Origin of the sequence: Polymorphobacter sp. (assembly GCF_051860865.1) — a bacterium.
Classification (GTDB): domain Bacteria; phylum Pseudomonadota; class Alphaproteobacteria; order Sphingomonadales; family Sphingomonadaceae; genus Sandarakinorhabdus.
Genome location: NZ_JBIMKZ010000091.1, coordinates 1 through 11,501 on the forward strand (window position 1 = coordinate 1; position 11,501 = coordinate 11,501).

Sequence of the window (11,501 nt, forward strand, 5' to 3'; positions counted from 1 at the left end):
GGGGCCGGGGGCCCACCCCCCCCCACCCCTTCTGCCCGGGGGTGCCCGCGCCTGCTGGGGGGGGGCTTCACCCATGCCCCCTGCCGGGGGGCTCCGCCCCCCCCCCCCAGCCGCGGGAGGCCCCCTTTACCGCCGGAGGCCCTCCTTTCTTCCCGCCACCCTACCGCCGCAACGTAAACCGCACCCGACGCCGCCCGAAATCCAGCGCGATGCGGCGGAAGCTTTGCAGCGCGTCGGAGCCGAGCAGCAGTGCCGGCTGGTCGGCGAGGCCGAACAGCGTGAAGGGCGCGGCGTCGACGAAGGCGATGGCCAGATTCTGGATGGTGAAGCGGCCGATTTCGAGCCGTGAGATGATGGCCATGTCAGCGGCGAGGCGTTCGCCGGTGACGGCGATCAGTTCGACGCGGCGCATTTCGGCCTTCTGGCGGCGGCCGAGCAGGCGGCTGGCCAGTGCCAGGTTGCCGACGCTCATTTCGGCGCCGGAGTCGATGACGGCGTAGAGCCGCTGCGATTGCAGCCGCACTTCGGCGAGGATCAGCTGGCCCTTGCGGCGGCGGGCGGTGACGACGATCTCGTCGTCGCTGCGCGGCGGGGTCGTGCGGCTGTCCTGCACGGTCACGCTGCGGCGCTCGTAATCGAGCAGCAGGCGGCTTTCGGCCAGCGCGTCGATGCCGATCAGCCCGTCGGCGCCGAGCCAGGCTTCGGGCAGCGCCGGCAGGGTGAGGTTTTCGCTGAGGCTGGCCCCGAGCGCCAGCTGCGAAACATGGACGGTCTGCACCTCGCTGGGCCCGGCGAGGCTTTGCAGCGTGGCCCGCCCCGCGACTGGCAGTGCGAGACGGCTGGCGAGTGCTGCGCCGACCACCGAGCGGTCGGCGCCGCTGTCGACGAGGAAGCGAAACGGCCCTTCGCCGTTGACGCGGACATCGATGAACAGCCGGGCGCGGCGTCGCGCCGCCTCGATCGGGTCGCCCTGGATCTCGAGATCGTCGTCGAGTTGCGCGGGCGGAATCAGCGGCGGCGATGGCTGCGCCGACAGTCCGCGGGACAGGAGCTGCGCCGCGGGCGCGGCCAGAAGCAGGCGTCGGCTGAAGCGCATGACCGCCCTGCCATGCGCGTCCTGTCAGGCCGGTGCAAGGTCGGCGGTGCAGGAGCGGGGGCGCCAGAGCGAGACAATAGAGCGAGACTGGCGCCGCGTCCCCGCCCGTGCTTTGGAGCGCCATGATGGAAATACTGACAGTGATCGCCACCTCGGCCGGCGTCGTGGCGCTGGCCGAAATGGGCGACAAAACCCAGCTGCTGGCAATCCTGCTGGCGGTGCGGTTCCGGGCGCCGTTCACCGTGCTGGCCGGGATTGTGGTGGCGACGCTGGCCAATCATGCACTTGCGGCCTGGGCCGGGATCGCGCTGGCGCAGTGGCTGTCGGGGCCCTGGTTCGCGGTGGCGGTGTCGGTCGGGTTTCTCGCCATGGCGGCCTGGACATTGGTGCCGGACAAGCTCGACGAGGGCGAGATGAAGGTGCCGCGTGGCGGCGCGCTGGTGGCGACGGTAATCGCCTTCTTCGTGGTCGAGATCGGCGACAAGACGCAGGTGGCGACGATGGCGCTGGCGGCGCGCTACCAGAGCCTGTGGGCGGTAACGGCGGGGACGACTTTGGGCATGGTTCTGGCCAATGCCCCTGCGGTGTGGCTGGGCGAGGCGCTGCTCAAGCGGGTGCCGATGGCGCTGGTCCGGCGGCTGGCGGCAGCGCTGTTCGCGGTGCTGGGAATCGCCGGCCTGTGGGTGGCGCTGACCTGAGCCGGGCAGCGCCATCGCGTCGCATGTTCAGCAGGCGGATAAGTCATTTGCAGGCTGGTGCGGGGGCATCGACAAGGTGCATGATGGCATGATGGGAAATGAAACCGAAAACCGCCTTGGCCTGGGCCTGAAATTCGCCTGGGGGATCGGCTCGGTGGGCACGGTCACGGTGCTCACCGTCACCTCGCTGCTGCTGCTGTTTTTCATGACCACGGTGCTCGGCATCGCCCCGGCGCTGGCCGGCGGGCTGCTGTTCGGCGCCAAGCTGTTCGATGCCGTGGCCGCACCGATCATGGGCACGATTTCGGACAATTGGAAGGGCCGCTGGGGCCGCCGGGCGCCGTTCCTGTTCGCCGGCGGCGTGTTCGGCGCACTGGGCGTGTCGCTGGTGTTCAATCCGCCGGCGGCGCTTGTCGGCATGGGCCTGTCGGCCTGGCTGCTCGCCAGCCTGGTCATCATCGCGCTCGGCTACACGCTGTTCAACGTGCCCTATATCGCCATGCCGGCGGAGATGACCAGCAACCGGCTCGAGCGCACCTCGATCATGAGCTGGCGGATCGGCTTCGTCTCGCTGGGCGGCCTGCTGGTCGGGCTGATGCCGCAGCTGGCGACGACGCTGGGCGGCGGCCGCCAGGGCTATGGCGCCATCGGGCTGATCCTCGGCGGCACCATCCTGCTGGCGATGACCACTGCCGGGGCTGCTGCGCTGCGCACCCGGCGCGTCGCCTCGACCGGAGCCGGGGCAAGCGGCTTCGGGCGCTTCGCCATCGTCTTCAAGAACCGGCCGTTCATGCTGATCATGGCCGCCAAGGTGATGCAGCTGATCGGGCTGGCGAGCATGACCGCCTCGATCCTGTTCCTGCTCAAGTCGGTGCTCGGCACGCCCGATTCCTCGGTCGCCTATTATGTCACCGGGTCGACCGCCGGCACGCTGCTGACCATTCCGCTCTGGGCGCGGCTCAACAAGCGCTTCGCCAAGCAGACATTGTACATGATCGCCTGCCTCGGCTTCTCGACGATGGTGCTGACCTGGCTGCTGGCGTCGCGCGGCGAGGCGCTGCCGCTGATCATGGCGCGCGGCTTCGGCGTCGGGGTGTTCACCGGCGGGCTGCTGCTGATGGGCCAGAGCCTGCTGCCGGACGCGATCGACGAGGATTGCCGCAAATCCGGCGTGCGGCGCGAAGGTGTCTATGCCGGCGCCTATAGCCTGGTGGAAAAGCTCGCCAGCGCCATCGGGCCACTGATCGTCGGCGTGGTGCTGCAGATCTTCGAGTTCCAGCCGTCGCTGGGGCGCGATATCGACCAGCCGGCCGATGCCATCACCGGCATCTATTTCGGCGCCTCGGTGCTGCCGGCGCTGCTCTATGCGCTGTCGGTGATCCCGCTGCTGTTCTTCAGGCTGGAGCCGGTTGTCGATCCGGCACCCCAGCCCGCCGCTGCTGAATAAGGAGAGACGTCATGGTTTCAACCACTGCCGTAACGATGCGCCAGGGCGGCCGCGCCGCCATGGACTTCATGCTGTCCGTCGCCATGTCGACCCAGAAATTCGGGCCGAGCTGGACCAAGGAACTGGCCGACGCCGGCGTCACCGCCGACACGCTGCCCGAAGACCTCGATGCCGCCGACACCGTGATCCGGTCCGCCATCAAGGACTCCAAGGTCTTCGCCATGCACTCGCTGATCGGCGAGTACATGAGCGTCCAGCACGGCCGCGTCGCCCAGTCGGCGTTCGCCGAGGCCTCGGACGTGCTGCTCCCCAAGCTCGCCGAGCTGGAGGCCAAGGGTCCGTCGCGGCTGCACCTCAACCCGGACCTCAAGCTGCCGGATTATTATGACGGCGTCTGGTTCCACCGCACCACCGGCGGCTGGACCGAGCATCCGGAGATGGGCTTCGTCCACTCGGAATATATCCACAAGGCCTATGTCAACAAGACCTATGGCGGGGACATCTTCGGCCAGCGCCGCGCCGTGCTGAAGCGCCTTGGGGACTTCAAGCCGGCCCGCATCTGCGAGTTCGGCACCAGCTCCGGCCATTTCACCGTCGCCCTGCAGCAGGTGTTCCCGGACGCCAAGATCACCGGCGTCGAGATCTCGGTGCCGATGCTCAAGGAGGCGCTGCGCGTCGGCAACGCCAATGGCTGGGAATGGGACCTGTACCAGGCCGCTGCCGAGGACACGCCCTTCCCCGACGCCAGCTTCGATCTGGTCGGCAGTTATATCGTGCTGCATGAGATCCCCGCCGACATCGCCCGCGCCCATTTCCGCGAGGCCTTCCGCCTGCTGGCGCCCGGCGGCCATGTGCTGATGAGCGACGTCACCCCGTACCGGATGATGAACAAGCTCGGCCAGTGGCGCGCCGACTGGATGGCCCAGCGCGGCGGCGAACCCTGGTGGCGGGAGGCGGCAACGCTGGACCTCACCCAGGCCGCCCGCGACGCCGGCTTCGTCGACATCGAGGAAGGTGGCCTCGATGGCGCCATCTATCCCTGGGTGATCAACGCAAGGAAGCCCGCATGAACGACATGAGTCCTAATCGGGGCATCGACCCCGGCGCCGCCTCGCGCGTCACCAAGAGCGGCAGCATGCTCGCCCCCAGCCAGATCGACGACGTCGCCAACGCGCTGCTCGTCATGGCCCGCGAGCTCTGGGTGGTGAAGGACCGTCAGCGCGTCCTCGAAGCGCTGCTCGCCGAGGCCGGTGTCGTCGCGCCGGGCGCCGTCGCCGACCACCAGCCCGACGCCGCCCTGGCGGCAGAGCTCGCCACCGAACGCACCCGCTATACCCAGGCGATCCTCGACGTGCTCTGCCCGGACGTGAAGGCGTGAAGCCGCTGCTGCTCATCGTTGCCCTGCTGGCGACGGCAGCTCCGGCCCAAACGCCTCCGGTCCAAACGCCACCCGCCCTCACCCCCACCGGCGAGGCGATCATGGCGCGGATGAAGGCCATCCCGCAGGACCGCAGCGTCGAGGGCGTCGAGGCCTATACCCCGACCGAAACCGTCGCCGGCGCCGCGCGCCCGCACAGCATCCCCCGCGCCTCGCCCCGCAGCGTCGGCATCGATCCGTTCGCCATTGAAAAGGCCCAGGCCTGGGCCGACCAGCAGCAGAGCTTCGCCCTGCTCATCGCCCGCAACGGCAAGCTGGTCCATGAGCGCTACGCCGACGGCTTCACCCCCGAAAACCGCTACGTCACCGCCTCGATGCACAAGGCCGTGGTGGCGCTGGCCTATGGCATCGCGGTGGCGGACGGCAAGATCAGCCTCGACGACCCGCTGGGCAAGCATCTCACCGAATATGCCGCCCACCCCATGGGCAAGATCACCATCCGCCAGCTGCTGGACATGACCAGCGGCCTCCAGCCCGCCCCCGCCGCCCCGGGCGACCCGGAAGCCGGCTTCATGGCGCTGATGTTCGCCCCCGATATCCGCCTCGCCAGCCAGCGCTATGTCCAGGCCGTGCCGCCCGGCACTACTTTCGGCTATGCCAATGTCAGCACCCAGCTCGCCGGCATGGCGCTGGAAGCCGCCATTGGCGAGCGCTATTCGGGCTGGCTGTCCCGCCGCCTGTGGGCGCCGATGGGTGCCGGCGACGCCGCCGTCTGGATGGACCGCGAGAACGGTAACCCCCATTATTTCTGCTGCCTGCTCGCCACCCCGCGAGACTGGCTGCGCGTCGGCGAGCTGATGCGCAACGACGGCATAGTCGGCCGCACCCGCGTGCTGCCCGAAGGCTGGGTCAGGACCATCACCAGCCCGTCGGCAAAGAACCCCAATTTCGGCATGAACATCTGGCGCGGCAGCCCGCACGATCCGCAGCGCGGCTATGGCCTCGGCGTCGCCCTCAAGGTCCCCGCCAAGGCGCCGTTCGCGCGTGACGATGTCTATTATGTCGACGGCGCCGGCGGCCAGCGCGTCTATGTCGTCCCCTCCGAAGGCCTGACCATCATCCGCATCGGCAAGCCCGCCGCCGCCTGGGACGACTCGGCGCTGGTCAATCTGGTCCTCGAAGGCATCAAAAAATAACCCCCCTCCCTGCCGGCAGGGAGGGGGCAATCCCGATCAGATGATCCCGCGGCTCTCCAGATCCGCCAGCTCGGCGTCGGACAGCCCCAGCGCCTCGCGATAGACGCTCTCATTGTCCTGGCCCACGGTCGCCGGCGCACTGCGGCGCACGCTGCCCGGGGTCTTGGAGAATTTCGGGAATGTATTCTGCATCTTGACCTGCCCCCAGCGCGGATGCGGCACATCGATCAGCGCCTCGCGCGCCTGGAAGTGCGGGTCGTCGATCATGTCCTGCGGCCTGTACAACTTCCCCGCCGGCACGCCATGCTCGATCATCAGCGCCTCGAGCTCGGCAACCGTCAGCGTCTTCGTCCATTCGCTGATCAGATCATCGAGCTCAACCTGCCGCTTGCCGCGGTTGATATGGTCGATGTAGCGCGGGTCCTTGGCCAGCTCCGGCCGGCCCATCGCCGTGCACAGCCGCCCGAACACCGTGTCCTGGTTCGCGCCGATCAGATATTCGCCGTCAGAGCAGGGATAGACGTTGGAGGGCGCAATCCCCGGCAGCACCGAGCCCGACCGCTCGCGCACATAGCCCGAGGCCACATATTCCGGCACCAGCGATTCCATCACCTGCAGCACGGCCTCATAGAGCGCGGAATCGACCACCTGGCCCTCGCCGGTACGGTCGCGGTGGCGCAGCGCCGCGAGCGCGCCCATGCAGCCATAGGTCGCCGCCAGAGAGTCGCCGATCGACACGCCCATGCGCGAGGCCGGTCGGTCGGGGTCGCCGTTGATCGCCCGCCAGCCGCCCATCGCCTCGCCGATGCCGCCGAAGCCGGCCCGGTCCGAATAGGGGCCGGACTGGCCATAGCCGGAGACGCGAACGATGATCAGACCGGGGTTCACCGCATGCAGCGCCTCGGGGGACATGCCCCATTTCTCCAGCGTGCCCGGGCGGAAGTTCTCGATGAGGATGTCCGCCGTGGCGATCAGCTTGCGCGCCAGCGCCTGGCCCTCGGCCACGCGCAGATCGGCCGACACCGCCTTCTTGTTGCGCGCCACGACTTCCCACCACAGCGGATAGTCGCCGCGGCCCCAGACCCGCATCGGGTCGCCGCCGCCAACCTTCTTGCCATCGGGACCAGGCCGCGCCGGCGGCTCGATCTTGATGACCTCGGCGCCCATGTCGCCGAGCAGCTGCCCGCAGAACGGGCCGGCGATCAGCTGGCCCATCTCCACGACCCGGATGCCGGCCAGCGGCCCCGGGGTCTCCAGTCGCTCCTGCACCACACTCATTCCGCGGCCTCGGCCAGGCTGTGGTGCCAGATCGGCTGCTTCGGCGCCGGCAGCCCGGTTTCGGCCAGGCAATTGGCGCGCAGCGTCTCGATATCGCCACCGAAGTTGAAGATGGCTTCGGAATTACTGCTGCGATTGGCGCTCATCTCGGCGCGCAGCGCCTGGGTGCCGGCCTCGTCGAGCACGCCCTCGTCATCGGCAACCACGCCATAGGCGCGGGCGCCGGCCGAGGTCACCAGACCCTGGCGGATTTCCTTGGCCACCAGCGCCGGATCGCGCTCGAGCGGGTTGCCCCAGCCGCCGCCGCCCCAGGTGATGAAGTGCAGCACATCGTCGGCCTCGACCTGCAGGCTGTCGAGCTTGTTGGCGACAATGGTCTGCGTGCCATCGGGCTTCTCGAGGATCTTGCGGGCCCGCGCGCCCGGCGCGCCGCCGTTGACGCCCCAGGGATAGGTGAACCAGCGGTCGTCATGGATCGAGATGCTGCCCGCCGCGAGGAAGCGGTAGGACATCAGGATGCCGTTGCCGCCCCGGTTGAGCCCGGCGCCGCCGGAATCGGCGATCGCCTCGTAGCGCTCGATCCGCATCGGGAAATAGCGCTCCAGGAACTCGTTGGGCACGTTGGTGAAGCCCGGCCACAGCGAGTGACCGTCCGGACCATCGCCGAACGGCTTGCCGGGAATGCCGCCGAAGCCGATCTGGAACAACTGGAACCACTCGCCGCCCTTGCCTTCGCGCGTGTCGCGGCCCGAGTACATCAGATGCGGCGACGACGAGAAGCCGGCGGCGCAGAGGAACTCGGGGGTCCGCTGGCCGAGCAGGCCGCCGAGGATGTCGAAAATCCGGCCCAGCGCATGGGTACGGCCCGACAGCGCGGCCGGGAACTTCGGCTTCAGCAGCGAGCCTTCCGGGATCTTGACCTCGATCAGGTCATAGAAACCGTCGTTGAACATGATCTGCGGATCGAAGACCATGATCATGTAGATGCCGAAGAACATCTTGAACATGTTCTCGTTGAGCAGGAAGTTGATCGACGCATCCGACTGCGGATCGGTGCCGGTGAAGTCGAGCAGAACCTTGTCGCCGACCCGCTGCATCGTGCACTTGATCTTGTAGGGGCCGAAGCCGACGCCGTCGTCGCAGATATAATCCTCGAAGCTCACCGCATCGGTCGACACCGAGGTCGAGATCAGCGCCTTCATCGCGCGGTGGTTGCGCGCCAGCAGCGCGTCCATCGCGGCGATGACGATGTCGTCGCCGAAGCGCAGGCACAGTTCGTCGAGGCGGCGGGCGGCGACCCGGCACGAGGCGATCAGCGCATTCAGATCGGCCGCGCACCAGTCCGGCTTGCGGGTCTGGTGCATCACCAGCTTGATCAGATCTTCGTTATACTCGCCCTTGCGGTAGATCTTCACCGGCGGAATGCGCACGCCTTCCTCGAAGATCGCGCGCGCATCGATCGGCATCGAGCCTGCCACCTTGCCGCCGATGTCGGACTGGTGGCCGAACATCGCCGTCCACGCCACCAGCCGGCCATTGCGATACACCGGCAGCAGCACCAGCCAGTCGTTGGAATGGCTGACGGCGCCGTTGCAGCTATAGGGGTCCGACAGGAAGATCATGTCGCCTTCCTCGATGGTGCCGTCGAAGCCCTTGAGGAAGCCGTCGATGAAGCTGCCGAACTGGCCGACGATCATCTTGCCGTCGGGATTGGCGATCAGCGGAAAGGCGTCGCCCTGCTCGCGGATGCCCGGCGACATGGCGGTGCGGAACAGCGTGGCGTCCATCTCGATACGCGCATTGCGCAGCGCGTTCTCGATGATGTCGAGCGTCACCGGATCGATCACCGGCTGGCTGAACGGGGTGTCGTTCGTCTGGATGATGCGTGCGGGCATGGTCTTTCCTCCCTCAGGCCGGGTTGATCAGAAGATTGCCGAACGCATCGACGGTCGCTGCGTGGCCGGTATGCACAAGAGTAGTCGAGTCCATCTCGGTCACTACCGCCGGGCCCGGCACGATATCACCGGCCCGCAATTTGGAGCGGTCATAAATCGCCGCATCCTGCAGCTTGCCGTCCATGTACAGCTTGTGGTCGCGCACCCGCGCCGCCACCGGGTCGCCATTGCCCTCGGGAATACGCTCGGCCGAGACGTTCGCCGCCTTGCCCAGCGCCACCACGCGAATGTTGACGATTTCCTGCGGCACATCGAGGTTGAAGGTGAACAGCCGCTTGTGCTCGTCATCGAACTGGGCGGCGAGATCGGCGATCTTGGTGCCGAGCGGCGCGCTCAGCGGCACCTCGAAGGCCTGGCCGGCATAGCGGACGTCGAGCTCGGTAACGATCTCGACATCGCCTTCGACAACGCCTTCGGCGACCAGCTCGGCTGTGACCTGCGCACTCAGCTCGGCAATCACCGCGCTTACCTCAGCGTCATCGGTGTTCGTCACCAGCCGGTTGAAGCTGCGCTGTGCATCGACGCGCAGCCGGGTGGTGGCATCGCCATAGGCGCAGAGCACGCCCGGCGACGGCGGAATGATCACCGGCCAGCTGTTCATCAATATGCCCATGGCATTGCCGTGCAGCGGCCCGGCGCCGCCAAAGGCCATCAGCGCGAAGTCGCGCGGATCATAGCCCTGCTGCACGGAAACCAGTCGCAGCGCGCCGAACATCGTCTCGTTGACGATGGCGATGATACCGGCAGCGGCGTCCATCAGCGACAGGCCGAGCGCATCGGCCACCGTCTGCACGGCCTTTTCAGCCGCCGGACGGTCGAGCTTGAAGGTGCCGCCCAGCAGGTTCTCCGGCAGATAGCCGAGCACCACATTGGCGTCGGTCACGGTCGGCAATTCGCCGCCACGGCCATAGGCGGCCGGCCCCGGCACCGCGCCGGCAGACTGCGGGCCGACCCGCAGCGCCTTGGTCAGCTCCGGCACGGTGGCGATCGAGCCACCGCCGGCGCCCACCGTCTTCACGTCGAGCGAGGAGGCGCGGACGGTCAGATGGCCGACGCTGGTCTCGCGGCGCAGCCGCGCCTGGAAATCCTCGATCAGGGCCACATCGGTCGAGGTGCCGCCCATGTCGAGCGTCAGCACATTGGGATGGCCGCTGTTCTTGGCGATGAACACCGCGCCCGCCACGCCGCCGGCGGGGCCGGACATCAACAGGTTGACCGGCGCCGTGCTGCTCTTTTCGGCCGACATCAGGCCGCCGTCGGAGCGCAGCAGGTTGAGCTTGGCGGTGGTGCCCCAGCCCTTCAGTTCGCGCTCGAGGTTGCCGACATAGCGCGCCACCGTCGGGCGCACCGCCGAATTGGCCACGGTGGTCAGGGCGCGCTCATACTCCTGCATCTCGGGCAGGATATCGGCCGAGATGCTGATCGGCAGGTCGGGGAACTCCTCGGCGCAGATTTCCGCCACCCGGCGCTCGTGCGCATCGTTCATGTAGCTGTTGATCAGGCAGATGGTGATCGCCTCGACCTTCTCCGCGGCCAGCTTCTTCAAGTTCTCGCGCAGCTTGGCTTCGTCGATCGGGCGAACGATCACGCCGTCGGCGCCCATCCGCTCGGGCACCTCGATGGTCGCTTCCAGCGGCGCCATCGGCTCGGGCTTGGGCCAGACGATCCAGGCGGCAATGCCGCCGGGAACCAGCGAGCGGGCGATCTGCAGGACATGGCGATAACCCTCGGTGACCACCAGGCCGACGCGCGCCACCTTGCCCTCGAGCACGGCATTGGTCGCCACCGTGGTGCCGTGCAGGAACAGGCCCAGCTCGTCCGGGCTGATGCCGGCGCGCTCGCAGAGCTGGCGGGCGCCGTTGATCACCGCCTGCGACGGATCATGCGGGGTGCTCGGCACCTTGTCGCGGACCGCGCGGCCGGAAACCTCGTCGATGACGATAAGATCGGTAAATGTGCCGCCAACGTCGACACCCAGACGATAACTCATGGTGCTACTCGCTCCCCCTTGACGATGAAATCGCCGGCCTTGCCGACGCGGCTGGGCAACGCCCGGCCCATGACTTCGGCGAACCAGCTGTTGGCCGCCACGATGGCTTCAAGATTATATCCGGTCTCGATACCCGACCGGTCGAACAGATAGACAAGCTCCTCGGTGCCGACATTGCCGGCCGCCCCGGGCGCGAACGGACAGCCGCCAAGGCCGCCGAGCGCCGAATCGAAGGTCCGCACCCCGGCCTGATACCCTGCCCAGGCATTGGCCGGTGCCATGCCGCGCGTGTCATGCAGATGCAGCCGCACCGGAATCGGCGCGACCGCCTCGATGACCAGCCCGGACAGATCACCCACCTGCCCCGGCACGCCGACGCCGATGGTATCGGCCAGTGCGATCTCCTGCGCGCCGGCATCGGCCATCCTTTTGGCGAGGTCCACAACCCGCTCGGGCGGCACAT

At 67.9% G+C, this 11,501-nt stretch carries 9 protein-coding genes and 1 pseudogene; 5 read left to right on the plus strand and 5 right to left on the minus strand.

From position 1 onward, the window contains the following. Positions 1-160: 160 nt before the first annotated feature. Positions 161-1,096: an aspartyl protease family protein gene (locus ACTIFJ_RS13690; protein ID WP_439534672.1), complete on the minus strand. Its 936-nt coding sequence runs from the start codon at positions 1,094-1,096 to the stop codon at positions 161-163. A gap of 134 nt (positions 1,097-1,230) precedes the next feature. Between ACTIFJ_RS13690 and ACTIFJ_RS13695 the strand changes: the two genes are divergently transcribed. The 5 genes from ACTIFJ_RS13695 (at position 1,231) to ACTIFJ_RS13715 (ending at position 5,815) form a co-directional block, all read left to right on the plus strand. Continuing rightward, positions 1,231-1,794, plus strand: a complete 564-nt coding sequence (locus tag ACTIFJ_RS13695; RefSeq protein ID WP_439534680.1) for a TMEM165/GDT1 family protein — start codon at positions 1,231-1,233, stop codon at positions 1,792-1,794. Positions 1,795-1,882: 88 nt separating this feature from the next. Beyond that, positions 1,883-3,241, plus strand: coding sequence for an MFS transporter (locus ACTIFJ_RS13700; protein ID WP_439534673.1), 1,359 nt, complete (start codon positions 1,883-1,885; stop codon positions 3,239-3,241). 11 nt (positions 3,242-3,252) lie between these two features. Continuing rightward, entirely contained in the window at positions 3,253-4,311 is a 1,059-nt protein-coding gene (locus ACTIFJ_RS13705; protein WP_439534674.1) for a class I SAM-dependent methyltransferase, read from the plus strand. Then, positions 4,308-4,619, plus strand: a complete 312-nt coding sequence (locus ACTIFJ_RS13710) for a hypothetical protein (protein WP_439534675.1) — start codon at positions 4,308-4,310, stop codon at positions 4,617-4,619. The genes ACTIFJ_RS13705 and ACTIFJ_RS13710 overlap by 4 nt, the downstream gene beginning before the upstream one ends. Further along, entirely contained in the window at positions 4,616-5,815 is a 1,200-nt protein-coding gene (locus tag ACTIFJ_RS13715; protein ID WP_439534676.1) for a serine hydrolase domain-containing protein, read from the plus strand. Before ACTIFJ_RS13710 ends, ACTIFJ_RS13715 begins: the two co-directional genes overlap by 4 nt. 36 nt (positions 5,816-5,851) lie before the next feature. Here ACTIFJ_RS13715 and ACTIFJ_RS13720 read toward each other — a convergent pair whose 3' ends face one another. From ACTIFJ_RS13720 to ACTIFJ_RS13735, 4 genes and pseudogenes are all read right to left on the minus strand, one after another. Then, positions 5,852-7,093, minus strand: a complete 1,242-nt coding sequence (locus ACTIFJ_RS13720; protein ID WP_439534677.1) for a CaiB/BaiF CoA transferase family protein — start codon at positions 7,091-7,093, stop codon at positions 5,852-5,854. Then, entirely contained in the window at positions 7,090-8,988 is a 1,899-nt protein-coding gene (locus ACTIFJ_RS13725) for a hydantoinase B/oxoprolinase family protein (protein ID WP_439534678.1), read from the minus strand. The genes ACTIFJ_RS13720 and ACTIFJ_RS13725 overlap by 4 nt, the downstream gene beginning before the upstream one ends. 13 nt (positions 8,989-9,001) lie before the next feature. Then, on the minus strand, positions 9,002-11,038 hold the full coding sequence (locus ACTIFJ_RS13730; protein ID WP_439534679.1) for a hydantoinase/oxoprolinase family protein: 2,037 nt from the start codon (positions 11,036-11,038) through the stop codon (positions 9,002-9,004). Next, positions 11,035-11,501: pseudogene (locus ACTIFJ_RS13735) on the minus strand (hydroxymethylglutaryl-CoA lyase); the annotation flags it as partial. The pseudogene ACTIFJ_RS13735 and the gene ACTIFJ_RS13730, both read right to left, overlap by 4 nt.